27 protein-coding genes are annotated in these 22,707 nt (G+C 55.3%); 6 read left to right on the top strand and 21 right to left on the bottom strand.

Features of this window, described 5'->3' with window-relative positions; genetic code table 11:
* Positions 1–4: 4 nt before the first annotated feature.
* From JF44_RS0117720 to JF44_RS0117695, 6 genes are all read right to left on the bottom strand, one after another.
* The gene (locus tag JF44_RS0117720; RefSeq protein ID WP_033070281.1) at positions 5–592 is read right to left on the bottom strand and encodes a class I SAM-dependent methyltransferase; all 588 of its coding nucleotides are present in this window, start codon (positions 590–592) and stop codon (positions 5–7) included.
* Between the two features lie 140 nt (positions 593–732).
* A complete protein-coding gene (locus JF44_RS0117715) occupies positions 733–1,032 on the bottom strand; it encodes a hypothetical protein (RefSeq protein ID WP_033070280.1) in 300 nt (99 codons plus the stop codon).
* 68 nt (positions 1,033–1,100) lie between these two features.
* Positions 1,101–1,394, bottom strand: coding sequence for a hypothetical protein (locus JF44_RS0117710; RefSeq protein ID WP_033070279.1), 294 nt, complete (start codon positions 1,392–1,394; stop codon positions 1,101–1,103).
* Positions 1,395–1,507: 113 nt separating this feature from the next.
* Positions 1,508–1,990 (bottom strand): GNAT family N-acetyltransferase, encoded by a 483-nt coding sequence (locus JF44_RS0117705; protein WP_202901533.1) that lies wholly within the window; start codon positions 1,988–1,990, stop codon positions 1,508–1,510.
* 44 nt (positions 1,991–2,034) lie between these two features.
* A complete protein-coding gene (locus JF44_RS0117700) occupies positions 2,035–2,967 on the bottom strand; it encodes a bifunctional helix-turn-helix transcriptional regulator/GNAT family N-acetyltransferase (protein WP_033070278.1) in 933 nt (310 codons plus the stop codon).
* Between the two features lie 152 nt (positions 2,968–3,119).
* Positions 3,120–3,860 (bottom strand): SDR family oxidoreductase, encoded by a 741-nt coding sequence (locus JF44_RS0117695; protein WP_033070277.1) that lies wholly within the window; start codon positions 3,858–3,860, stop codon positions 3,120–3,122.
* 128 nt (positions 3,861–3,988) lie between these two features.
* On the opposite strand from JF44_RS0117695, the gene JF44_RS0117690 reads away from it, so the two are divergent.
* Positions 3,989–4,906 (top strand): LysR family transcriptional regulator, encoded by a 918-nt coding sequence (locus JF44_RS0117690; RefSeq protein ID WP_033070276.1) that lies wholly within the window; start codon positions 3,989–3,991, stop codon positions 4,904–4,906.
* Here the strand turns inward: JF44_RS0117690 and JF44_RS0117685 are convergent.
* The 3 genes from JF44_RS0117685 to JF44_RS0117675 form a co-directional block, all read right to left on the bottom strand.
* The gene (locus JF44_RS0117685; RefSeq protein ID WP_052066021.1) at positions 4,892–5,398 is read right to left on the bottom strand and encodes an SRPBCC domain-containing protein; all 507 of its coding nucleotides are present in this window, start codon (positions 5,396–5,398) and stop codon (positions 4,892–4,894) included. The two genes, JF44_RS0117690 and JF44_RS0117685, sit on opposite strands and share 15 nt — an antisense overlap.
* Positions 5,399–5,510: 112 nt before the next feature.
* Positions 5,511–6,458: a 2-hydroxyacid dehydrogenase gene (locus JF44_RS0117680; RefSeq protein WP_033070275.1), complete on the bottom strand. Its 948-nt coding sequence runs from the start codon at positions 6,456–6,458 to the stop codon at positions 5,511–5,513.
* Between the two features lie 166 nt (positions 6,459–6,624).
* Positions 6,625–7,044: a VOC family protein gene (locus JF44_RS0117675; RefSeq protein WP_033070274.1), complete on the bottom strand. Its 420-nt coding sequence runs from the start codon at positions 7,042–7,044 to the stop codon at positions 6,625–6,627.
* 122 nt (positions 7,045–7,166) lie between these two features.
* Here JF44_RS0117675 and JF44_RS0117670 point away from each other — a divergent pair, with 122 nt between their 5' ends.
* Positions 7,167–8,096 (top strand): LysR substrate-binding domain-containing protein, encoded by a 930-nt coding sequence (locus JF44_RS0117670; protein ID WP_033070273.1) that lies wholly within the window; start codon positions 7,167–7,169, stop codon positions 8,094–8,096.
* 45 nt (positions 8,097–8,141) lie between these two features.
* Here JF44_RS0117670 and JF44_RS0117665 read toward each other — a convergent pair whose 3' ends face one another.
* The 10 genes from JF44_RS0117665 to ade all read right to left on the bottom strand — a co-directional run bounded on the left by JF44_RS0117665 (position 8,142) and on the right by ade (position 15,390).
* Positions 8,142–8,612, bottom strand: a complete 471-nt coding sequence (locus JF44_RS0117665; RefSeq protein ID WP_033070272.1) for a DUF6314 family protein — start codon at positions 8,610–8,612, stop codon at positions 8,142–8,144.
* A gap of 82 nt (positions 8,613–8,694) precedes the next feature.
* Entirely contained in the window at positions 8,695–9,066 is a 372-nt protein-coding gene (locus JF44_RS0117660; RefSeq protein WP_033070271.1) for a histidine triad nucleotide-binding protein, read from the bottom strand.
* Positions 9,067–9,325: 259 nt separating this feature from the next.
* Complete coding sequence (locus JF44_RS0117655) at positions 9,326–9,664, bottom strand: phosphoribosyl-ATP diphosphatase (RefSeq protein WP_033070270.1); 339 nt, start codon at positions 9,662–9,664, stop codon at positions 9,326–9,328.
* 2 nt (positions 9,665–9,666) lie between these two features.
* Positions 9,667–10,428 (bottom strand): imidazole glycerol phosphate synthase subunit HisF, encoded by a 762-nt coding sequence (gene hisF, locus JF44_RS0117650; protein ID WP_033070269.1) that lies wholly within the window; start codon positions 10,426–10,428, stop codon positions 9,667–9,669.
* A gap of 22 nt (positions 10,429–10,450) precedes the next feature.
* Positions 10,451–11,179 carry a 1-(5-phosphoribosyl)-5-[(5-phosphoribosylamino)methylideneamino]imidazole-4-carboxamide isomerase gene (hisA, locus tag JF44_RS0117645; RefSeq protein WP_033070268.1) on the bottom strand — a complete coding sequence of 243 codons (729 nt, stop codon included), beginning with the start codon at positions 11,177–11,179 and terminating at the stop codon, positions 10,451–10,453.
* The gene (locus JF44_RS0117640) at positions 11,176–11,730 is read right to left on the bottom strand and encodes a GNAT family N-acetyltransferase (RefSeq protein WP_033070267.1); all 555 of its coding nucleotides are present in this window, start codon (positions 11,728–11,730) and stop codon (positions 11,176–11,178) included. The genes hisA and JF44_RS0117640 overlap by 4 nt, the downstream gene beginning before the upstream one ends.
* Complete coding sequence (hisH, locus tag JF44_RS0117635; RefSeq protein WP_033070266.1) at positions 11,727–12,377, bottom strand: imidazole glycerol phosphate synthase subunit HisH; 651 nt, start codon at positions 12,375–12,377, stop codon at positions 11,727–11,729. The genes JF44_RS0117640 and hisH overlap by 4 nt, the downstream gene beginning before the upstream one ends.
* Entirely contained in the window at positions 12,374–12,859 is a 486-nt protein-coding gene (locus tag JF44_RS0117630; RefSeq protein ID WP_238318491.1) for a DUF2628 domain-containing protein, read from the bottom strand. The genes hisH and JF44_RS0117630 overlap by 4 nt, the downstream gene beginning before the upstream one ends.
* Before the next feature lie 33 nt (positions 12,860–12,892).
* Positions 12,893–13,492, bottom strand: a complete 600-nt coding sequence (gene hisB, locus JF44_RS0117625; protein ID WP_033070264.1) for an imidazoleglycerol-phosphate dehydratase HisB — start codon at positions 13,490–13,492, stop codon at positions 12,893–12,895.
* Positions 13,493–13,659: 167 nt separating this feature from the next.
* Positions 13,660–15,390, bottom strand: a complete 1,731-nt coding sequence (ade, locus tag JF44_RS0117620) for an adenine deaminase (protein ID WP_033070263.1) — start codon at positions 15,388–15,390, stop codon at positions 13,660–13,662.
* A 217-nt stretch (positions 15,391–15,607) separates the two neighbouring features.
* Between ade and hslV the strand changes: the two genes are divergently transcribed.
* Both hslV and hslU read left to right on the top strand, forming a co-directional pair.
* Positions 15,608–16,168 carry an ATP-dependent protease subunit HslV gene (gene hslV / locus JF44_RS0117615; RefSeq protein WP_033070262.1) on the top strand — a complete coding sequence of 187 codons (561 nt, stop codon included), beginning with the start codon at positions 15,608–15,610 and terminating at the stop codon, positions 16,166–16,168.
* A gap of 60 nt (positions 16,169–16,228) precedes the next feature.
* Positions 16,229–17,539, top strand: coding sequence for an ATP-dependent protease ATPase subunit HslU (gene hslU / locus JF44_RS0117610; protein ID WP_033070261.1), 1,311 nt, complete (start codon positions 16,229–16,231; stop codon positions 17,537–17,539).
* A gap of 80 nt (positions 17,540–17,619) precedes the next feature.
* Here hslU and JF44_RS0117605 read toward each other — a convergent pair whose 3' ends face one another.
* Complete coding sequence (locus tag JF44_RS0117605) at positions 17,620–19,029, bottom strand: ATP-binding protein (RefSeq protein WP_033070260.1); 1,410 nt, start codon at positions 19,027–19,029, stop codon at positions 17,620–17,622.
* A gap of 243 nt (positions 19,030–19,272) precedes the next feature.
* Entirely contained in the window at positions 19,273–19,854 is a 582-nt protein-coding gene (locus JF44_RS0117600; RefSeq protein WP_033070259.1) for a malonic semialdehyde reductase, read from the bottom strand.
* A 255-nt stretch (positions 19,855–20,109) separates the two neighbouring features.
* Here JF44_RS0117600 and JF44_RS0117595 point away from each other — a divergent pair, with 255 nt between their 5' ends.
* Together JF44_RS0117595 and coaBC are read left to right on the top strand one after the other, a co-directional pair.
* The gene (locus JF44_RS0117595) at positions 20,110–21,282 is read left to right on the top strand and encodes a polysaccharide deacetylase family protein (RefSeq protein WP_033070650.1); all 1,173 of its coding nucleotides are present in this window, start codon (positions 20,110–20,112) and stop codon (positions 21,280–21,282) included.
* A 205-nt stretch (positions 21,283–21,487) separates the two neighbouring features.
* Complete coding sequence (coaBC, locus tag JF44_RS0117590; protein WP_033070258.1) at positions 21,488–22,705, top strand: bifunctional phosphopantothenoylcysteine decarboxylase/phosphopantothenate--cysteine ligase CoaBC; 1,218 nt, start codon at positions 21,488–21,490, stop codon at positions 22,703–22,705.
* The last annotated feature ends 2 nt before the right edge of the window (positions 22,706–22,707 follow it).

The following is a 22,707-nucleotide window of genomic DNA, read 5'->3' as shown; positions in this document are numbered from 1 at the left end:
GGAATTATGCGGTCTTGAGATTGGTGCTGCGATTTTGGCGTTCGATTTTGTAAACCGATGAAGGCGGCATGTTGCGAACTGTGGTGCCAATCCGGGTGGCCCGCAGATCAAGCCGCGAAAGGATTGCTGAGGGCACCGGGCAACGCGGTCCATAGGTAAACTGATAAAATGCGCCGTCGTCGCGCAGATATTCAAAACTGCCGCCAAGGATGCCCATAATCTGGCGCGGTTTCATCGACAGCAAGGGCAGGCCGCTTATTGCACTGGCAAGTTCACCGCTTTGAAACAGGCGTTCGCGGCCCAGCCGGCACGCATCCATTTGCAGAATGCGGGCGTTGGGATAGCGCTGAGACAGCAGACGGGAGAAATCCGGTCCGGCTTCGACCAAGGTCAAGTCATGCTGTTTGAGGCCGCGATCAAGAAGCGCACGGGTAAATACACCTGTCCCCGGTCCGAGTTCAAGAACCGGGGTATTTTGCACGGTGACTTCTGATGTGATCAGCCGGGCCAGTGCGGGACTGGACGGTGAGATGGCTGACACTTTTCTTGGGTCGGTGACCCAGGCCCGAAAAAACGGCAAAAGATCCGACATGAAATAGGCCGCCTCATGTTGCGATGGATACGGGCATCTCATGCCCGTTCTTTATGTCGCTAGAGGTGCATGTTTGTGTTCATTTTACGAATTTCCAGCCAGCTACGCAGAAAATTACAGGTCAATTCTGTCGTGCCGGTTCATGAGGCCGCGCGTTTACGGCGCAGGATATCAATGATTTCTGCCTTTTGCGGGTCGGCGTGAAAGGCATCGGCAAGAATCATCACACCTTTGGTGCCGTCCTTGGCCTCGATCATGAAAAGGGTAGCATCATCGCCGGGATCGGTGCCCTGATCGGTGCTGTTGGAATGAACAAGGCGCAGTTCGTCTGCCTGATAGAGCCTGCCGGTGCCGTCGCTGCGCACGCCATCTTTTTCGGCAATGAAGTGATGCTCGAAACCGTGCTCTTTTGCGTTTGCCTGAAGGTCAGCCAGAGTCATTTGCGTATCTCCTTGATCAAAAAATTCTGATACAGGAAGAACGCAGACCCTGGCATCTTGTTCCGAAATCAGCCGTGCTTGCTGCGCAAATGATCGACCAGTTGGGCCTTTTCCGGATCGGTATGGAAGCTGTCAGGGACGATCAGCATGCCACGCGTGCCATCCTTGGCCTCGATCATATAAAGGGTGGCGTCATCGCCCGGATCGGTGCCGGTATCAACCGAGCGATAATCAATGATGGTCAGATCATCGGCGTAATAACGCGTTTCGCGTCCATCACAGGTCACGTGATTGTCCGATGCGCTGAAAACATGGGAAAAACCGCGTTTGCGGGCGAGATCCTGCAGTTCGATCAAATTCATGGGGGCTCCGATCTTGTGCTGTGTGTCTAAACGCACATCCTATCAGAGTTTGACGGCCCTGTTATTGCGCGAGCGCAAAATGACCGCCTTGGCAGGAAAATATCGCCATACCCCTAGGAAATTTGCATTTTCATGCCTTCGTGGCTGGCGACAAAACCCAGCCGTTCATAAAAGCGGTGGGCATCCTTGCGGGTTTTGTCCGTGGTGAATTGCACCAGGGTCGCACCAAGTGATTTCGAAATCGAAACGGATTCCATAATCAGTTTTTCACCGATCTTTTGCCCGCGCGCCCGGCTTGCGATCCGAACCCCTTCGATTTGTGCGCGCAGTTGCCCTCGGCGGGATAATCCGGCAATCAGGGTCAGTTGCAAGCAGCCGACAATTTCCGTGCCCTGAATGGCCAAAAGGTATTTGTTGGGCAGCGCATCGGCGGATTGCGATTCCATGGCCTCAAACGCGGCGGTGTAGGCATCTGGCAGCGGATCGGTAAATTCTTCGCGGGTTTTGCCTTTTTCGTCATCGGCCAGAAGGCCAACGATGGCAGGCAGATCTTCGCGGGTGGCATAGCGAAAGGTGATCGCAGCAGGTTCGGACATGTGACATCCTGTATTGGGTCGTGTGACAGGTGATCTACGACCAGTTAAAGAACCAGCGACCAGTTTTGTCCAATCAAATCATGCCCAAAGCTGTGATGGGGCTCTTCATTGATCAGGGTGAAGCCAACCTTTTGATAGATCTTGCGCGCAGCATGCAGGTTGGCATTTGTCCAAAGCGTGATTTCGCGATATCCGGCCTGTTTGGCAAAGGCAATGCAGTGATCGACCAGATGTTTGCCGATGCCAAGCCCGCGTGCGTCGGGTTCAACAAACAGAATGCGCAGCTTAGCCACCGTATCACTTTCGCGCACCAGCATGATCGATCCGACAGGTTTGCCATCATGTTCGGCAATCCAGCACCCTTCACGCTTTGGATCGTGGCCAGCCAGGAATTTGGCGGCAATATCGGCAACCAATCCTTCGAACCGTGTATCCCATTGATACTCGCGGGCATAGAGATCGCCTTGGCGATGCACAATCCAGCCAAGATCACCCGGACGGTGATCGCGGATCAAAACCGGCTTTTGCAATGAAGTGTCACTGCGCCCGGTGTCTGATCCCAAAAGAGTCTGGATGGTTTTCATCGCAGATGTCAGTTCATCGCGCTGGTCTTCGGTCAGCGGGGCAATGAGAGATGTCACTTCGTTACGCGATGCTGATTGCAGGTCGCCATAGGTTTCCCGGCCCAAAGCCGTCAGTTCGGCAACACGGACACGGCGATCCTTACTGTCGGTTTGAAGCGTGATGAGCCCAGCCTTTTTAAAGCGTGTCAAAATGCGGCTGAGATAGGCCGGATCAAGATCAAGCGTCGCAGCAAGTTTACCCACTACCTGTGCGCCACGTGCATCAAGCTCAAACAGAACGCGGGCCTCGGTCAGTGAAAAGGCGCTTTTATGCAGACTTTCACTCAGCAGCCCGATTTGACGGGTATAGAAACGGTTGAAAGCCCGGATTGCGTCGATTTGGCTGATATTCATCTGGGTTCTCGGGGCGGCGGTTCAAGATATATGACAGTGTCCATTAAATTATGGACAGAGTCAAATAAATTGAAATCATAAACGGGATGCGATCATTTGACTGCATCCCGAACGTGCCCTTGGATTTTGGCTTAGGGGTGGGGGATAGGAAGTTAAGCCAAACCGCCATTGGCACGAATGGTTTGCCCGTTGACCCAGAAGGAATCGGGACCTGCCAGGAAGGACACCACACCGGCAATGTCATCGGGCTGCCCCAGGCGTTCCATCGGCGCCATATTGGCAAGTTGGGATACCTGTTCTTCGGTTTTGCCGTTCAAGAACAGCTCGGTTGCGACCGGGCCGGGGGCAACGGTATTGACTGTGATCTGACGCCCGCGCAGTTCCTTGGCATAGACACCTGTCATGGCTTCGACCGCGGCCTTGGAAGCATTATAAACCGCATAACCCGGCAGTTTCAGATGCAGGGCGGTGGTGGAAAAATTGATCACCCGGCCCTGATCGCGCAGATGTTTGGCCCCTTCGCGCAGCATATTGAATGTGCCGCGTATGTTGATGTCCATCATCGCGTCATAGGTGGCATCATTCATATCGGCAATCGGCTGAACCGTCATGACCCCGGCATTATTGACGATGACATCAACCCCGCCAAATGCAGTGATGGTCTTGTCAAACAGGGCGGTGACCGCATCCGGGCGGGCAATATCGGCCTTGATCGCAATGGCTTTGTGGCCTTGTGATTTCAGGGTTTCTGCCAGTTCTTCGGCGGCCTCGGCAGAGTTGGCATAGTTGATGACAACCGCAAAACCATCCGCCGCTAGCCGTTTGGCAAGGGCAACACCAATGCCACGTGATGCACCCGTGACGATGGCGGTTTTGTTTTGGTTGGCAGACATGATCAGCCTCCTTGGTCCTGGTGAATGGTGGTAAGTGCGATGGCCTCACTATGCCTTGGATGATTTTTCGGATAATTAGCCTATATTCGAATTTATTATTCGAAATTGAATAACAATCGGGATGGCGAATGGACCGGTTCGAGGAAATGCGCAATTTTGTCCGCGTGGTAGAGCGCAAAAGCTTTACCAAGGCGGCCAGTGATCTTTTGATCCCGCGTGCGACCATGACCAATTCGATCCAGCGACTTGAAGACCGGCTGGGCACAAGGTTGCTGGAACGTACGACGCGCACGGTCAAGCCGACCCATGACGGGGAGGCCTATTATCAGCGGTGTGTCAGGATTCTGGCTGATCTGGAAGAAGCCGATGGCAGCTTTACCAATGCCGACCCCAAGGGGTTGTTGCGTGTGAACTTGCAAGGCACCCTTGCCCGGACCTTTATCATCCCTGCCCTTGGCGTCTTTCAAGATCGCTATCCGGGCATTGATCTGGTGCTGGCGGACGGGGATCGCTATGTCGATCTGGTGCATGAAGGGTTTGATTGCGTGCTGCGCAGTGGCGATCTTGCCAATTCATCCATGATCGGGCGGCGTGTGGCGCTGTTGCATGAGGCGACGGTGGCAAGCCCGGATTACATTGCGCGTTTTGGTTTGCCTGAAAGTCTGGATGACCTTGAAAGGCAGGGCCACCAGATGGTTTGTTTCCTGTCCGGGGCCGATGACAAGCCGATCCCGCTTGATTTTATCGTTAATGGGAAACTGCGTGAAATCATGCTGCCGGCCAGCATTTCGGTGACCGGTGCTGATAGCTATGTCGCCTGTGCGGGGGCGGGACTTGGGTTGATACAGGTGCCGCGCTACCGCGTGGCGGAGGATCTTAAAGCCGGACGGCTGATCGAAGTCCTGCCCGATACCCCGCCTGATCCGATGCCCGTATCAATCCTGTATCCGCAAAACCGGCAGCTTTCAGCGCGCGTGCGGGTATTTGTCGACTGGTTAAGCGATGTGTTGGCCGGGATTGATTTTGGTGGGTCAGGTCGGGCTTGAGGCACTTGAAAGCAGTTTGATGCGATTTCGTAATGAAACCATGTGCGCCTGCCAGTAATGGGTCATCATCGGCTTGAAGCGATTGTCATTTAACCCGTTGCGGCCGGGATGGCCGCCTGAAAGCTTTTCAAGTCCCAGATGTTCGAGTGTGATGCGGGTATGGTCGCCAAGTGGGGTAAAGCGGATATCAACCAGTGTGACAGGTTCTTTGGGATCGGCCATGGGCCAGCGCCATTCAAACGACAGGCGTTTGCCCGGCTCCCACTTTGTGACCTTGCCTGCGCGCACGATGAAATCCGGGCGGCGTTTGTCGACTTCCTGCACGTAACGTGTGCCGTCTTCTTCGCGAAATTCCATGACGCCGGGGCGATTGCCGATCAAACGGTTGCGCGGCCCCTGCTTCCACCAGTGATCAATATCATCGGTGAATTGGGCAAAGGCGGTTGGGGCATCGCAGTCAACGCGCAGCGCGACAAAGGTTTTGGCGACCATGGGAAATCCTGACTGATGGGCAACGCTTGTTCTTTTCAGAAACCACGTTGCCCGACAAGCAAAACCCGATGATGGCCCATGAAAACCCTTTGCCGTGCCTTAACGGGTCGGGTTAATAGCCGGTATCGCGATTGACCAGACCAAGCGGGGTTTCACCCCTTGTCAGCCGGTCAAGGTTTTCGGCGATTTGATCAACCGATTCTTCAAATCGGGTGGCAGCTGCAATATGCGGGGTGATGCGGATTTTGTCGTGATCCCAGAACGGATGGCTTTCGGGCAGCGGTTCGGTTACGGCGACATCCAAAAATGCCCCGCGCAGATGGCCGGTATCAATGGCACGCAGCAAGTCGGCCTCGTTGATCATCGCCCCGCGCGCGGCATTAATGATCGCCGCCCCCTTGGGCAGGAAGGAAAGCGTGCTGCTGTTAAGGACATTTTCCGTTTCCGGTGTGCGTGGCAGCAGGCAGATCAGGATATCGGACTGGCCCAAAAACTCGCCAAGGGTATCGGGTCCGGCATAGGTTGAAATGCCCTCAATCGCCTTCATCGAGCGGCTCCAGCCCGATACGGTAAAGCCCAGATTGGAAAGTGCGGTGGCAACCGCCGACCCCAGTGCGCCAAGCCCCATCACCCCGACCTGGCATTTCGAAATGCGTGCCACATCATGCTGCGTCCAGTCGGCCTTGGCCTGCTGGGCGGCATAGACATCAAAATCACGCATGAAATGAAGGGCGGCATACAGATGATATTGCACCATCTGATCGGCCATGCCGGCATCTTCAAGGCGAATCACCGGCAGATCCTTGGGCAGGCTGGGCGACGACACCACATGATCGACCCCGGCGCCCAGCGAAAAGATGGCTTTGAGCTTTGGCAGTGTTTTGATCAGGCCCTGTGGCTGCTTCCAGAACAGGGCATAATCAATCGTTTCAGGATCGTAATTGTTGTCCTCGGTGACGATATTGGCGTCCGGCAGCCGGTCGACCATCACGCTTTTCCATTTTTCATCTTCGCCTGCGGCAGAAATCAGAATATTGAGCGGGGCGTTGGGGGTCGACATCGGGGTCTCCTGGTCAAAGCTTCGAAATGTGGGGCGATAGCTGGGCGATAAAAGGTTTGCACATGTCAAACGCGCCAGAGCGCAAAGCGTTCCGGCGCGGTTGATATCAGTCTGTCATGGACCGGCCCGGTTTCACAAGGCCGGTTCGGCGTTATCAGCGCCAGGATCAGTGCGCAAAGATCATCGCCGGATCGCGGAAGGTCTTGAATTCAAGGCCATTTCCCGCCGGATCTTCGACAAAGAAGGTGCCCTGTTCGCCCGGCTCGCCTTCAAAGCGGATCTTGGGGGCGAGCAGGAATTTCACATTGGCGGCCTTAAGCCTATCAGCCAGTGCGTGCCATTTTTCCCATTCCAGAACCGCGCCGAAATGCGGGATCGGCACCGCATCGCCATCCACATTGCCTGCCCCCTTGTTCTGACCGGCTTCCGGGCGGACATGGGCAGAAAGCTGATGACCAAAGAAATCAAAATCGATCCAGGCATCGGTCGAACGACCTTCATCACAGCCAAGGATATCGATGTAAAAGGCGCGAGTATCGGCAATCGATTTGATCGGGAAAGCCAGATGGAACGGGGGCAGCGACATGGGTGTCTCCTGGGCTAAGGGCCTATATAATCTAATGCTTGGTTGTTAGAGGCAGTCTAAATCAGCATAATATCAGGCGTAAAATCAGAAGTTCTGCATTTACCATTAGGAAAACTACTTAAATGGCGCTACGTCCCACCACCCCGCCACTAAATGCCTTGCGTGCCTTTGAAGCAGCGGCGCGTTTGGGCAGTTTTGCCCGTGCGGCCGAAGAACTTTCGGTGACTGCCGGCGCCATCAGCCAGCAGGTCGCCAATCTGGAAAGCTGTCTTGGCATCAGGCTGTTTGAACGCAATGGCCCGAAGCTGGCTTTGCGCGATGCTGGTCGTGCCTATCTGCCCAGTCTGCGCCGGGCACTGGACGAGATCGAGGCCGCCACCCTTGATCTGGTCACCCATGGCGCAGGGGACCGCAAACTGGTCATCGGCGCGCTGCATACACTGGCAAGTTCCTGGCTTATTCCAAGATTGGTTCGATTTCAAAACGAATACCCTGACATCCGCCCGGTGATCGAGACCCTGGCCCTTAATTTCGCCACCCCGGAACGCAGTCCGGACCTTGGCGCGCGCCAGATTGATGTTGGTCTTTATTTCGGCGATGGCCGCTGGCCGGGCATGGTGTGCGACAAGATTTTTGATGAAACTCAGGTGGTTGTCGCCAAACCCGGTTATGTGACATCAGGTGACAAATCCGATCTCGCAGCCCTTGGCGCACGGTATCCAAGGCTGGTGCATACTACCCGGCCCAAAGCATGGCATGACTGGGCACAGGCCAACGGGGTTGCCATTACCGGGGCGCCGGGACCGGGGTTTGAGCATTTCTTCATGCTGATCGAGGCGGCCAAGACGGGCATGGGCATCGCCCTGTTGCCAAGGGTTTTGATCGAAGGACCGCTTGCCGACGGAAGCCTTGAAATCATCAGCGAAGCCCGCCTGAAATCAAGCGGGGCATATTACCTGATCACGCCTGAAAGCCGAATGGAGGTGCCGGACGTCAGTGTCTTTCGCAACTGGGTGCTGGGTATGACACATCAATTCAGGTTATCAGAATAGCACCGCAAGCTTTTGAAATAATTTGATAATCATCCAAAAACAGAGCTACTCGGCGCGGCGATAGATGCTGTGCAGCAAGTGATCTTTCCTCGGGCCGATGATTTTTATTTTTGTTTCGAAATGATCTGGATCCTTCCAGATCATGCAGTGATGATAAAAGTCCTCACCACACGGATGAATGTCACGCGCGCATAGCCCTTCATTTGCATCTGCGCCAAATTGCAGCAGCACATAGCGATTGCCGAAACTTAAAGGGTCGCGAAACAGAAGCTCGATCGCGGCCGGGTTTTCGCGCAGGACAAAATCATATTCCCGATAACCCTCAAACCGCTTCCCGTCCGGGCGGGTCAAAAACCCCTCCTCGCGATAGCGCAGCACATTGGGTTGGGCTGGATCGGCAGCCTGAAACCTCACATCGCCGGTAAACTGCCCTGCTGTACCCAGATCACGCACAAGCGACCAGTTGCCCGCAAGGGTCTGGAAGATCTCGGATGCGGTGGAAATTTTGGAGGACATTTTTGCCTTTGGGGAATATCGGGACGAAAAAGGCAGGGCGCACAATGACAGGCCCTGCCTTTTTACTCGGAGTTGCGTTCTGTTATGCGCCCGGCAGCATCCGTGGCAGCTTTTCACCACCGATGATATGCACATGCAGGTGCGGGACGTCCTGGCGGCCGTGCTCGCGGGTGTTGGCGATCAGGCGGTAGCCGTCCTCAACCACGCCAGCTTCCTTGGAAATTTTGCCGATTGCGCGGGTATAGGCGACGATTTCAGCGTCTGAGGCATTCTGCGCAAAGTCGTCATAGCTGGTGTAAGCGCCCTTGGGGATCACCAGAACATGGGTCGGGGCCTGTGGTGCGATATCGTTAAACGCCAGCACATGGTCATCTTCATAGACCTTGGTGCATGGGATTTCGCCGCGCAGGATTTTGGCAAAGATGTTTTCCGGATCGTAAGGCTGAACGGCCATTTCGGGGCTCCTGATCACTATATTCTGACGATGAGTGCCATATTGGACAGGCTTGGCGTCTGGTGCAATTTCGATTTTAGGCTAACCAGCGGATTTACGCTTTTCGCCCTTCTAGGCGGAGCCTTGCTGCGGCCCGCAATCCCGGGCATGACGGATAAAGGAGGCTTCTATCGTCTTGCCTTTATACAGCGTCACCCCCGCGCAGGCGGGGGTCCATCACAGGGATGTGGGCGCGTGGTCGTGTTGGTCGTCGTTCTTCTTAATCGCTTTTGCGCGATGCCTTTTCGGTGATACCCGAAATGCCTTGGCGTTCGGCCAGGATCTTCCAGACATCTTCAGGCTTCACCCCCTGATCGGCCCAAAGCACGGTCAGGTGATAAAGCAGATCGGCACTTTCGGATGCGACCTTTTCCGGGCTTTCGGCGAGTGCGGCAATCACGGTTTCAACGCCCTCTTCACCGACTTTCTGGGCGATTTTGGGCGTGCCCTTGGCCAACAGCTTGGCGGTGTAGCTGGTGTCGGGATCGGCCCCCTTGCGGGCGGAAACGGTGGCGTAAAGCGCATCAAGGATGTGTTGGCTTTGTTCTGTGTTGGCCATGATTACTCCTCGCGCACCGGAATGCCGGCGGCTTTCATGTGGTCTTTGACCTCGCGAATGCGATAGGTGCCGAAATGGAAGATCGAGGCGGCGAGAACGGCGGATGCATGGGCATCACGCACGCCTTCAACCATATGGTCAAGCGTCCCCACCCCGCCCGAGGCAATCACGGGCACATGCACGGCATCGGCAATGGTTTTGGTCAGCGGGATGTTAAAGCCCGCCTGGGTGCCATCACGGTCCATCGAGGTCACCAGAAGCTCGCCAGCGCCGTATTCAACCATTTGTTTCGAAAATGCAACGGCATCGATCCCGGTGGGTTCACGCCCGCCATGGGTAAAGATTTCAAACCTGTCAGGGCCGGTGGATTTGGCATCAATCGAGACCACAATGCATTGCGATCCGAACTTGCGGGCCGCTTCGCGCACGAAATCGGGGTTTTTCACCGCAGCAGTATTGATCGACACCTTGTCGGCCCCTGCCAGCAGCAGCTTGCGGATGTCTTCGAGGGTGCGCACCCCGCCGCCAACGGTGACCGGCATGAAGCAGGCCTCGGCCGTGCGGGCGACGACATCAAAGATGGTATCGCGATTATCAGATGAGGCCGTGATATCAAGGAAGCAGAGCTCGTCCGCGCCCTCTGCATCATAGATGCGCGCCTGTTCAACCGGGTCCCCGGCATCGACCAGATCAACGAAATTGACCCCTTTGACGACGCGGCCGTCCTTGACGTCAAGACAGGGAATGACACGGGTTTTTAACATGGTCTGTTTCCTGTTGGGTCGGTTACGAAAGGGCCGTGATGGCCTCTGCCAGGTCAATGCGGCCATCATAAAGGGCACGACCGGAAATCGCGCCATCAATGCCCGCATTTGTATGTTTTTTGACCGCGATCAGATCATCAAGCGAGGAAACCCCGCCCGATACGATGACCGGGGTCGAGATTTCTGAAGCGAGTGCCACGGTGCTTTCGATATTCGGGCCACCCATCGCGCCATCGCGGTCGATATCGGTAAAGATGATGGCGGCAACACCGCAATCTTCAAACTTTTTGGCCAGTTCAAGGGCGGTGACTTCGGATGTTTCCGCCCAGCCTTCGACTGCGACATAGCCATCACGGGCATCAATGCCGACTGCAACGCGGCCTGGCCATTTTGCGCAGGCTTCCTTGACGAAATCGGGATTGCGTAGTGCGACCGTGCCAAGGATCACACGCGTGATGCCCTTATTGAGCCAATAATCAACCGTTTCCATGGTGCGGATGCCGCCACCAAGCTGGGTCTGGGCCTTGTCCGATACGGCCGCCAGGATGGAATCAACCGCCGCCCCATTGACCGGTTCACCGGCAAAGGCGCCGTTCAGATCAACGATATGAACCCAATGGCACCCGGCCTGAACAAATTCACCGGCCTGTGCGCCGGGATCATCGTTAAATACGGTGGCCTTGTCCATGTCGCCACGCAGCAGTCGAACGCAGGCACCGTCTTTGAGGTCAATTGCGGGATAAAGGTTCACTGATCCGGGTCCTGTAATTTCTTGGTGTAGTAATAGCCTTCGACCATTTTGCCGTCGACCATCGCGTAATAGGGATTGATCCCCCAACGGACATAACCAAGCCCGTTATAAAGCGCGATGGCGGCCTCCTGGGTTTCGCGAAGGTCGAGTTTCAAAACGAGATAGCCCGCTTCACGGGCGAAATATTCGATTGAGCGCACAATTGCCTTGCCGTTGCCGCGCCCGCGCGCCCATGGTGCAACGAAATGGCCGGAAATCTGGGCGGAATGGCGCTGTGCTTCGAGGTTGGCCGGAGTTTCGATCAATTGAGCCGCGCCGGAAATCACGCCATCAACGCGTGAGACGAACAACTGCCGTCCGGGCATCAGCAAAACGCCGCGCCAGTATTTTTCCATCTCTGGGCGGTCCGGCGGGGTCAGCCAGCCAAAGCCGCCGCCTTCGACAATCGCCTGGGTGCAGGCATCAACGATATCGGACAAGTCACCGGCGCTCAGCTCGGTCACCAGTTCGGCATTTACGCCATCCTGAATGGTATCACTTGGTGCGATCATGGCTTCCACCCCAGGAAATTCCCAATGATGGTCAGCCCGGTTTTCTGGCTTTTTTCCGGGTGGAACTGGGTGCCGATCATGTTGTCACGCCCGATCATCGCGGTCAGGTCCCCGCCATAGGAAACCGATGCCAGGCGCTGATCAGGATTGCTGACATGCATGTGATAGCTGTGCACGAAATAGGCGTGATCACCATCGGAAATACCGTTCAAAACCGGGTGGCTTTTGCCAGCGGGATCAAGCACCAATTCGTTCCAGCCCATATGCGGGATCTTGAGGCTGGGGTCATTGGGTTCGATCGCAACAACTTCGCCCGCGACCCAGTCAAGGCCATCGGTCGTGGCAAACTCGCGGCCCACGGTGGACATCAATTGCATGCCAACACAGATGCCAAAGAACGGCTTGCCGCCCTTGATCACCTGTTCGGTCAACACATCAACCATGCCGGTGACGGCATCAAGACCGGCCCGGCAATCGGCATAGGCGCCAACGCCCGGAAGCACGATATGGCTGGCGTTGCGGACCTTTTCCGGGTCATCGGTGACAATGATGTCATTGGAAAAGCCGGTTTCACGGGCCGCCCGTTCAAATGCCTTGGCAGCAGAACGCAGATTGCCCGAACCGTAATCAATAATCGCGACACTCATGGGTAGGATGGGCTCCCGGTTGAGGGGGTGGAAATAACAGCCTGCGGCGATTGTGGAACGCGCGACTGAGAAACTTTCAAACGCTCAAAACAGCGATGTTCGGCATCGCTTTCAGTGCGTCCGGCAACGATATCGGCAAGTTTCCAGCCCTGTGCGGCCAGTTTGCGGCGCCGAAGGTCATTGGCAATCAGGCCAAAGCCGATCCCGGTCACAAGTGCCAGGGCAAAATCCATTTCAGGCCCGCCGTTAAACAGATCGACAGCAAAGCTGCACAGGATCGAGACGACCAGAAGGCCGATAAAGCCCAGCCACAAGCGATGATACAACGCCCAAAGACCCGACAGCAGAAAGGCCCAGAAATTGAAGCCTTCGCGGATCAGGATGGCGTTTTCCATCGGGTCGGCATCGCCGGGATGGGTATGGACTGTGTAAACCTTCATCGAAAACCGGTTCTTTGGGCCGGTGGCAGTATGCTGTGCCACCGGTGCCTTTTCGATCAGATCAAACTGATCTGCTTAAAGCGACCCGCCAAGGGTGCCCTTGGTGGACGGAATGGCATCGGACTTGCGCGGATCAATTTCGATTGCGACGCGCAGCGACCGTGCAAGCGCCTTAAAGGCGCTTTCGATGATATGGTGGTTGTTCTCACCATAAAGGTTCTCGACATGCAAGGTGATGCCCGCCGCCTGGGCAAAGCCCTGGAACCATTCGCGGAACAGCTCGGTATCCATATCGCCCAGCTTGTCGCGGGTAAATTCGACATTCCAGATCAGATAGGGACGGCTTGAAATATCAAGCGCGACACGGGTCAATGCCTCGTCCATCGGAAGCAGGCAGCTGCCATAGCGCGTGATGCCCTTCTTGTCGCCCAGCGCCTTGGCAAAGGCTTCGCCGATCGCGATGCCGCTATCTTCGGTGGTGTGGTGGAAATCAATATGCAGGTCGCCCTTGGCCCGGACTTTAAGGTCCATCAGGCTGTGACGTGAAAGCTGTTCGAGCATGTGATCAAGGAACCCGACCCCGGTCTCGACGTCATAAACGCCGGTCCCGTCAAGGTTCACATCAACCATGATCTGGGTTTCGTTTGTATTACGCTCAACGCGGGCCTTGCGCATGCAAAGCTCCTTTCCTGCAGATATTGATGCATATGACGGACCGTATGTAGCAATAAAGCTGCGGAAAAGCCAGTTTTAGGTGGCAAGATATTGGCCGCAAGACCCCATGAATTCGCAGCTAAGGCTTACCGACCATCTTTTACCCGCCCTTACAAGCTGTTTTGGTCCTAAACAAAGTCGAACTTATCGACGTCAAACAGGCCGCGATCGGTCATTTTCAGGTGCGGAATCACTGGCAGGGCCAGGAAGGCGACCTGCAGGAACGGTTCGGGTAAAACGCATCCCAAATCCTTGGCCGCAGCACGCAGTTTGATCAGGTCTTTTTCGACCACTTCAAATGGCTCAAGGCTCATCAGGCCTGCGACCGGCAGGGCCAGTTCGGCGGTGACCTTGCCGCCATCGGCAACCGCAAAGCCGCCACCCATTTCAATCAGGCGGTTTACGGCGGTGGCCATGTCGGCGTCACTTGCGCCGACCACGGTGATGTTGTGGCTGTCATGCCCGACAGATGAGGCGATTGCCCCGCGTTTCAGGCCAAAGCCCCGCACGAAGCTGCGTCCGATATTGCCATTGATGCCGTGGCGTTCGACGACGGCGACCTTGATCACGTCATTATCGAGATCGGGTTTCAGGCCGTTTTCGCCAATTTCAAGGGTGGCCTCATCACGGAAGGTCAGGATAAGCCCCGGCTTGACCTTGATCACCGGGGTCTGGTTTTGGCCCGGTTTGGGATCGCAGGCAAAGGCGTCTGCCGTGACCGGGGTTGCCTTCATCGAACTCAGTCCGACCGCCTCAATCTGTTTGCGTGCGGCAAACAGATCATTGGTGACCAGACGCCCCCCGGCGATCACATCCGTGACATTGCAGGTGTCGAGATCATCCAGAATGGCGATATCGGCCCGCCAGCCCGGCCCGATCAAACCGCGATCCCGCAGCCCGAAAATGCGGGCCGCCGAATGCGAGGCGGCGCGATAGGCATGATGGATCGGGCAGTTGCGGGCCTTAAGGTGGCCGATCAGACGGCGCACCAGACTATCAAGATGGCCTTCTTCACCGATATCAAGCGGGTTGCGGTCATCGGTACAGAGGGCGACAAAGCTTGAGCTGTTTTCGTCTAAAATTTCGGCCAGTGCTTCGAGGTCCTTGGATACCGATCCTTCGCGGATCAGGATCGCCATGCCCTTGGCAAGTTTTTCGCGGGCTTCCTCGGCCGAGGTGGCTTCGTGATCTGTGCGGATGCCGGCCGCCATATAGCCATTAAGGTTCGACCCGCGCACCAGCGGCGCATGACCGTCAATATGGCCATCCTGAAAGGCTTCAAGCTTGGCCATGATGCCTGGATCAAGGTTCAGCACGCCGGGATAATTCATCATTTCCGCCAGCCCGACGACCTTTTCGTGGGATCGAAACGGCAGAAGATCTTCGATTTCAAGCCGCGCACCTGCGGTTTCAAACGCGGTGGCCGGTACGCAGGATGACAGGTTGACGCGCACATCCATGACGGTTTGTTCTGCGCAATCGAGGAAGTATTTGATGCCCTCAGACCCCAGCACATTGGCGATTTCATGCGGGTCACACAGGACGGTGGTGACCCCATGGGGCAGCACGCAGCGATCAAATTCCAGCGGCGTAACCAGCGAGCTTTCGATATGCAGATGGGTATCGATAAAGCCGGGGACGGCGAGTTTGCCGCTGCAGTCAATTTCGGTCTCGCCTGCATAGCTTTCATGAGTGCCGACAATCCGGTCACCAACAATGGCGATGTCGGTTTGCGTGACCTTGCCGGTGATGACATCCAGAATTCCGATATTTTTCAGGACCAGATCCGCCTTGATTTTGCCCTGACCGGCAAGGATGCATTTGCCGAGATGGGTTTGGGTAAGATCGTTGCTGTTCATGGTATCGGGTCCTGTTTTCTTGAAATTCTTTAGCGTCCCTGAGGGTAAAGCATGTGAGGCCGGGATGCCTTGAATTTTTTAGGTATCTTGCTGTTGAAACTGTGTTTTGGCTGTGACGAAGGTCATGGGCACGGGGCCGGGTGGCTTCTGCCCTTGACCGGGGCGTCTGCCGTGCTAACTCTTGGTCGAAGCAATCGACAAGATTCAAGGATAATTCATGAGCGAACAACAAAGCTGGCATGGCACGACGATCCTGTCTGTGCGCAAGGGCAATGAAGTCGTGGTGGCCGGTGATGGTCAGGTGTCACTTGGCCCGACCGTGATCAAGGGCAATGCGCGCAAGGTGCGCCGGATCGGTCAGAAAGGTGAAATCATGGTTGGTTTCGCCGGGGCGACGGCGGATGCCTTTACCCTGCTTGAACGGCTTGAAGCCAAACTGGACCGGCATCCGGGCCAGACCATGCGCGCATGCGTTGAACTTGCCAAGGATTGGCGGACCGATCGTTATCTGCGCAAGCTTGAAGCGATGATGGCGGTGGCCGACAAGGACGTGTCGCTGGTTCTGACCGGCCAGGGGGATGTTCTTGAACCCGAAGACGGCATTATTGCCATCGGATCGGGCGGCAACTATGCGCTGGCTGCGGCCCGTGCGCTGATGGATCAGGACCTGTCGGCAGAAGAAATTGCCCGCAAGGCCATGGATATTGCCGGTGAGATTTGCGTCTATACCAACGGCAATGTGCTGCTTGAGAAAATCGATATCGAGGAAGCAAAGTAAGGCGCTGGTTTATCCGGGCCTTTCAACTGCCTCCGTCGCAAAAAGATACGGAATAAATTTATGACCCAACATTACAGCCCGCGTGAAATTGTTTCCGAACTGGACCGCCACATCATCGGTCAGAAGGATGCCAAACGCGCGGTCGCCATTGCGCTGCGCAACCGTTGGCGCCGTCAGCAGCTTGACGAAACCATGCGCAATGAAGTCCTGCCCAAGAACATCCTGATGATCGGCCCGACCGGTGTCGGTAAAACCGAAATCGCGCGTCGCCTTGCCAAACTGGCAGAAGCACCGTTTATCAAGATCGAAGCCACCAAATTCACCGAGGTCGGTTATGTCGGGCGCGACGTTGAACAGATCGTGCGTGATCTGGTGGAAGTTTCCATTGATTTGACACGCGAAAGCATGCGCAAAAAAGTCCGTGCCAAGGCCGAAATGCAGGCCGAAGAACGTATTCTGGATGGTTTGGTGGGGGAAAATGCATCGCCTGAAACCCGCCAGAAATTCCGCAAGATGCTGCGCGAGGGCGAGCTTCAGCAAAAAGAAATCGAAATCAATGTGCAGGAAAGCAGTTCTGCATCGATGCCGACCATGGATATTCCGGGCATGCCCGGTGCCCAGATGGGGATGCTGAACCTCAATGACATGTTCGGCAAGGCGTTTGGCAACAACACCAAACCCAAACGCATGACGGTTGAAGAAGCCTTTGAGCGCCTGATTGACGAAGAAGGCGACAAGCTTCTCGATAATGACAAGGTCACCGCCGAGGCGATTGAAAATGTCGAACAGAACGGGATTGTCTTCCTGGATGAGATCGACAAAATCACCGCCCGTCAGGAACGTGGCGGGGATGTTTCACGCGAAGGTGTGCAGCGTGATTTGCTGCCACTGATCGAAGGGACCAATGTGTCGACCAAGCACGGCACGGTCAAAACCGACCATATCCTGTTCATCTGTTCGGGTGCTTTCCATCTGGCAAAGCCATCGGACCTTCTGCCGGAATTGCAGGGGCGTCTGCCGATCCGGGTTGAGCTTAAGGCACTTACCGAAGGTGACTTCCGCCGTATCCTGATGGAACCGGAAGCGTCCCTTATCAAGCAATATGTCGCCCTGATGGGGACCGAGGACGTCACACTTGATTTCACCGAAGACGCAATTGATGAAATCGCGCGTATTTCGGCCAATGTGAATGAGTCGGTTGAAAATATCGGGGCACGCCGCCTGCATACGGTGCTTGAAAAGCTGCTTGATGACATCAGCTTTACAGCAACCGACCGCGGCGGCGAAACATTCAAGGTCGATGCCACCTATGTCCGTGAACAGGTCGAAGATCTGTCGAAGGACAGTGACCTTTCGAAGTTTATTCTGTAATCGAAACGTTCGATTGCAGCGAATATGCAAAAGGCCAGCATTTCGGTGCTGGCCTTTCTGTTTTGTTGCCCAAGTTGCGGTTAGGCAGAATGCAATTTCCGGACATTGTCGCCGATTTTCGCAGGCAGATAGACCGTAAAGACCGATCCCACACCCTGTTCGCTTTCGATCTGCATGGTGCCGCGATGGCGTTGCACCAGATGTTTCACAATGGCAAGGCCAAGGCCTGTGCCGCCGACAGCCCGTGACCGGGCGGTATCGACGCGGTAAAAACGTTCCGTCAGGCGCGGCAGATGTTCGCGTGCGATGCCGTCGGAATGGTCGCGGATGGCAATGGCCATAAAACGGTTATGGCGGTAACGCGCCAGTGCACCGGGCAGGTTTTTGGCAAGGGTGATGGAAACTTCGACATCGGTATTGGGATGGCCATATTTGATGGCGTTTTCCACCAGATTGACGAACACCTGATGGAGTTCCTTTTCCTCGCCGATCATGTCGGTATCTTCAAGTTCGCGGGTCACGCGAATATTCATGTCTTTGGCATCGGCCTTGATTGCAAGGCTTTTGGCGACCTTGTCGATGATCTTGCCGACATTGCATTCATCCGATGGCGGGGTGTGCTCGTTCAGCTCAATGCGCGCCAGTGACAGCAAATCTTCAATCAGGTGCTGCATGCGCAGGGCCTGATCGCGCATGACCGGCAGGAACTGGTTCAGCGCATCGGGATCATCCTTGGCCGGACCTTCCAGCGTTTCGATAAAGCCAAGCAATACCGAAAGCGGTGTGCGCAATTCGTGACCGGCATCGGTTGCGAAATCTGCGCGCATCTGTTCAAGCTTGCGAAGTTCTGTCAAATCAGAAAATGTCAGGACAAAGTTCCGGTCGCCGGTGGCGGCTGGCAGGCGTGCCGTCAGGACGTCAAAATGACGGTGCGCGTCGCTGGCAAGAACGAATTCCGCGTGCTTCATGGTTTGGCGTTCATTGGCGACGTCGTCAAATGCATCCAAAAGGATCGGGTCACGGATAAAGCGTGTCAGGTCACGGCCGGTCTCAAGGCTATGAAACAGGCCCTTGGCCGCCTGGTTGAAACCGGTCACAACCCGCTGGCGGTTGACCATCACGACCGGGTTTGGCAGATGATCAAGAATCTCTGCATCGGTGCTGGTTTGCGCTTCAAGTAGCGCAATGCGATCACGGAAGGCGGCAGCGATCTGGGTATAAAGCGAGGAAAGCTCGGACGCGGCAGTGAAGGAAATATGCTGGGGTGGTGCCCCCTTGTAGTGATCACGCAAATCGGTTGCATATCGTGCAACCCGGCGCAGATCGCCAAAATAGATGCGCAACATCGCCACCACACCAAGCCCCGAAAGGGCAAAAGACAACAATGCCGTTCCAAGGCCAAGCTGCCCCGTCGTCACAAGGACGATAAAGACAATGCCGACCGGAAATGCAACGGCCAAAGCCGTAAGTATCAATTGGCGGAAACCCAATTAACGCTCCTGTTTATGGGGGTGGTGGCGGTTTATCACGCGCGTGATAAAAAGTGGACCTAAAATGGTTATGGGCCGGTAAAGATCAAATAAAACTTTGATGACAGTTCTCTAGGCATTGAACTGCTTGAATAAATCTGTCGTTTGGATGGAACATAAGCCAAAGGCCCGCCCGATTGAATCGAGCGGGCCTGAACAGTTTCAGATGGATTGACGTCGCTATCTGGTGCTTGTGGCGAGCTTTTAGATGATTTCAGCACCCTGATCGAATCTCAGGCGGGGCTGGCGTTCAAACAGCTTGCTGCTATCGCCATAGCCGATATTGAGCAGGAAGTTGCTTTTGATCGGTGTGCCGGCGAAAAATTCCGCATCCACCTTGGCATTGTCAAAGCCTGACATCCCCCCGCTATCTATGCCGAGGGCGCGCAGGGCCATAATAAAATAGCCGGCCTGCAGCGTTCCATTGCGAAAGGCAGTTGTTTTGATCGCCTCTTCCTTGCCGGCAAACCAGGACCGCGCATCGGTATGGGGGAACAGGTCGGGCAGTTTTTCATAAAATTCCATGTCATGGCCGATGATCGCGGTAACCGGTGCCGCCATGGTTTTGTCAACGTTGCCCGCGGCAAGACAGGGTTTCAGGCGGTTTTTGGCTTCGGGAGATGTGACAAAAGTGATGCGCATCGGTTCACAATTGGCACTGGTCGGGCCCAGAACCGCCAGGTCCCAGGCCTGTTTGAGCAGATCGGCGTCAACGTCGCGATCCTGCCAGGCATTGTGGGTGCGACCATTGTGAAAAAGAACGTCAAAGGCATCTGAATTTAACATGGGACCTCGTTGGTTGTGAGTTGGGGTGCCGATAGGTTGGACCTCTTCCTTGTAGGTAGCGTCATTGGTTCAAATCGCAACCACCCATATGAACTGTGGAAAAACAATCAGTTCACTGGTATTTTCGAGGTCAAAATGATCCTGCGAAATATCAGATAGACCGCAGGCACAAAAATTTCTTTCCAGGGGGAGTACCACAACGCAAGCGGGTTGCGTTGTGGCGAGGGGTGGATCGCATTATACTGGATAATGATTATGACAGTTGAGACCAAAGGGCGACGCGCAGTGTTTGCGTTTATGCAGTCCGGATCAGCGCCTGCGCTGCAGGGGCTTATGCTTGGTGTCTCGCTTGCGGTTGGACTGATGCTTGGCATGGCCATGGTGTTTTCCCAGTCAGCCAGTGCCCAATCATCCGAAGATGAACCGACAGGCGAAACCACGGTCGAAAGTGACGGTTCGCAAAGTCAGATGGCATCGTCCGAAACCCCCAGCGGTGAGGCGACGTCTGCTGTTGTATTCATGTATCACCGCTTTGGAGAGGGCGACTACCCATCTACCAATATCCAGCTTGATCAGTTCAAGGCGCATATCGCGGAACTGACAAATGGGGATTACACGGTTTTGGGTGTGCCGCAGATCGTAACTGCGCTTGAAAGTGGCGAAGGCCTGCCGGATCGATCAATCGGCATTACCATTGATGATGCTTATCGCTCGGTCTATCAGGATGCGTGGCCGATCTTTCGCGAAAACAACATCCCGTTCACCGTATTTGTTTCTACCGAACAGCTTGATTCCGGTTATTCCAACTATATGACCTGGGACATGGTGCGTGAGTTGGCGCGCGACGGGGTCACCATCGGCGGACATAGCCAACACCATTCCCATTTGCCCGATCTTGATATCGAAGCTGTAAAGGCCGAGCTTGCCCATTCCGCCAAGCGGTTTGAGGAGGAATTGGGCTATGTGCCTGAAATCTTTGCCTATCCCTACGGCGAAGCAAATGCCGACGTTTTGGCCGCAGTGAAAGATGCCGGGTATCGTGCGGCCTTTGGGCAACAAAGTGGCGCGATGCATACCGGGTCGGATTTCATGTATCTGCCGCGTTTTGCCTTGAACGAGCATTACGGCGCGATGGATCGTTTCAAACTGGCGGCGAACTCCTTGCCGCTTAAAGTTACGGATATCACGCCAAGCGATTACACCCTTAAGCGCAACCCGCCTGCGTTTGGCTTTACGCTTAAGGAACAGGCGCCAAATATTGCATGCTATCCATCAGAGGGTGAGGCCACCATGACCCGCCTTGGCGATGAGCGCGTTGAAATCCGTCTTGATGGTCCGGTTTCAAGTGGCCGCTGGCGGATCAATTGCACCGGCATGGGCCCGGATTCGCGCTGGCACTGGTTCGGGATGCTTTATACCGTTCCCTGAGGGCGGTCGATACTGGGTTTCCGCATGTTTGCGTGCCGGACTTTTGTGGTAAAGCGCAAAACCGAACGACAAAATCAACGCCATGTCCTGTTTCGGGGCATGGCGTTTTCAATAGGTCCTTTTATGTACCATTGGGTTCTTGCACCGGATTAGGTGACAATGTAGGTTAACCACACTTCTTAACCGTAATTAATTGGTAATCACAGTGCCAACAGGACCAAATATCCTTCTGATCATCTCGGGCGGCATCGCTGCCTATAAGGTTCTTGAGGTGATCCGCCGGCTTCGTGATCGTGATTTTAACATTCGCGCCATCCTGACCAAGGGCGGTGCGCAGTTCGTGACGCCGCTTTCTGTTTCCGCACTGACCGAAAACAAGGTCTATCAGGACCTGTTTTCACTGACCGACGAAGCCGAAATGGGCCATATCCGGCTGTCGCGGGAGGCGGATCTTGTTCTGGTCGCACCTGCAAGTGCCGATATTCTGGCCAAAATGGCCACAGGACAGGCCGGTGATCTGGCGACAACCGCCCTGCTTGCGACCGACAAGCCGGTGATGATTGCCCCGGCGATGAACGTCGAAATGTGGAACCACCCGGCAACACAGGCCAATATCGCAACCCTTGAAAGCCGGGGCGTGATCCGGGTTGGGCCGTCGGCGGGTGATCTGGCCTGTGGCGAAGTCGGATCGGGGCGTTTGGCAGAACCGGCTGAGATCATCGCAAGCGTGCTTGATTTCCTTGAGGCACAAAACGCGCCCAAGCCGCTTGCGGGTAAAACAGCTGTTGTTACCAGCGGCCCGACCCATGAGCCGATTGACCCGGTACGTTATATCGCCAATCGGTCCTCGGGAAAGCAGGGCCATGCAATTGCCGAGGCGTTGTCAGATGCCGGTGCGGCTGTGACCTTGGTGAGTGGGCCTGTTACCCTGCCCGATCCCGCCGGGGTAAAGGTTGTGCGCGTTGAAACGGCACGCGAAATGCTGGCATCCGTTCAGGATGCTCTTCCGGCTGATATTGCCATTTGTGCCGCCGCAGTTGCCGATTGGCGCAGCGCAGATGAAGCCGGACAGAAGCTTAAAAAAGATCGATCAGGGGAAATTCCCGATCTTAAGCTTTCGGAGAACCCGGACATTCTGGCAACGATTTCCAAAGCTGGACCGACACGCCCGGGCCTTGTGATTGGTTTTGCGGCAGAAACCGAAAATGTCATCGATCATGCGCGTGCCAAGCGTGCGCGTAAGGGCTGCGACTGGATTCTTGCCAATGATGTGGCCCCGGAAACCGGCACCTTTGGCGGGGATGACAACGAGATTTGCCTGATTTCAGGTGACGATGAGAATAGTGACGAGCGTTGGGAACGCCAAAGCAAAACCGGTGTTGCCCGGGCTTTGAGCGCGCGCATCATCAAACATTTTTCCTGATG

The organism is Thalassospira australica (assembly GCF_000763295.1).
In the GTDB taxonomy this organism is placed as follows: Bacteria; Pseudomonadota; Alphaproteobacteria; order Rhodospirillales; family Thalassospiraceae; genus Thalassospira; species Thalassospira australica.
The sequence above is the reverse complement of the archived record's forward strand: the minus strand, read 5'-3'. Positions and strand labels throughout refer to the sequence as shown.

Coding starts and splice junctions, on each gene's coding strand:
- JF44_RS0117720 (WP_033070281.1), bottom strand. CDS start 592: ATGTCGGATCTTTTGCCGTTTTTTCGGGCCTGGGTCACCGACCCAAGA.
- JF44_RS0117715 (WP_033070280.1), bottom strand. CDS start 1,032: ATGACTCTGGCTGACCTTCAGGCAAACGCAAAAGAGCACGGTTTCGAG.
- JF44_RS0117710 (WP_033070279.1), bottom strand. CDS start 1,394: ATGAATTTGATCGAACTGCAGGATCTCGCCCGCAAACGCGGTTTTTCC.
- JF44_RS0117705 (WP_202901533.1), bottom strand. CDS start 1,990: ATGTCCGAACCTGCTGCGATCACCTTTCGCTATGCCACCCGCGAAGAT.
- JF44_RS0117700 (WP_033070278.1), bottom strand. CDS start 2,967: ATGAATATCAGCCAAATCGACGCAATCCGGGCTTTCAACCGTTTCTAT.
- JF44_RS0117695 (WP_033070277.1), bottom strand. CDS start 3,860: ATGTCTGCCAACCAAAACAAAACCGCCATCGTCACGGGTGCATCACGT.
- JF44_RS0117690 (WP_033070276.1), top strand. CDS start 3,989: ATGGACCGGTTCGAGGAAATGCGCAATTTTGTCCGCGTGGTAGAGCGC.
- JF44_RS0117685 (WP_052066021.1), bottom strand. CDS start 5,398: ATGGTCGCCAAAACCTTTGTCGCGCTGCGCGTTGACTGCGATGCCCCA.
- JF44_RS0117680 (WP_033070275.1), bottom strand. CDS start 6,458: ATGTCGACCCCCAACGCCCCGCTCAATATTCTGATTTCTGCCGCAGGC.
- JF44_RS0117675 (WP_033070274.1), bottom strand. CDS start 7,044: ATGTCGCTGCCCCCGTTCCATCTGGCTTTCCCGATCAAATCGATTGCC.
- JF44_RS0117670 (WP_033070273.1), top strand. CDS start 7,167: ATGGCGCTACGTCCCACCACCCCGCCACTAAATGCCTTGCGTGCCTTT.
- JF44_RS0117665 (WP_033070272.1), bottom strand. CDS start 8,612: ATGTCCTCCAAAATTTCCACCGCATCCGAGATCTTCCAGACCCTTGCG.
- JF44_RS0117660 (WP_033070271.1), bottom strand. CDS start 9,066: ATGGCCGTTCAGCCTTACGATCCGGAAAACATCTTTGCCAAAATCCTG.
- JF44_RS0117655 (WP_033070270.1), bottom strand. CDS start 9,664: ATGGCCAACACAGAACAAAGCCAACACATCCTTGATGCGCTTTACGCC.
- hisF (WP_033070269.1), bottom strand. CDS start 10,428: ATGTTAAAAACCCGTGTCATTCCCTGTCTTGACGTCAAGGACGGCCGC.
- JF44_RS0117640 (WP_033070267.1), bottom strand. CDS start 11,730: ATGATCGCACCAAGTGATACCATTCAGGATGGCGTAAATGCCGAACTG.
- hisH (WP_033070266.1), bottom strand. CDS start 12,377: ATGAGTGTCGCGATTATTGATTACGGTTCGGGCAATCTGCGTTCTGCT.
- hisB (WP_033070264.1), bottom strand. CDS start 13,492: ATGCGCAAGGCCCGCGTTGAGCGTAATACAAACGAAACCCAGATCATG.
- ade (WP_033070263.1), bottom strand. CDS start 15,390: ATGAACAGCAACGATCTTACCCAAACCCATCTCGGCAAATGCATCCTT.
- hslV (WP_033070262.1), top strand. CDS start 15,608: ATGAGCGAACAACAAAGCTGGCATGGCACGACGATCCTGTCTGTGCGC.
- hslU (WP_033070261.1), top strand. CDS start 16,229: ATGACCCAACATTACAGCCCGCGTGAAATTGTTTCCGAACTGGACCGC.
- JF44_RS0117600 (WP_033070259.1), bottom strand. CDS start 19,854: ATGTTAAATTCAGATGCCTTTGACGTTCTTTTTCACAATGGTCGCACC.
- JF44_RS0117595 (WP_033070650.1), top strand. CDS start 20,110: ATGACAGTTGAGACCAAAGGGCGACGCGCAGTGTTTGCGTTTATGCAG.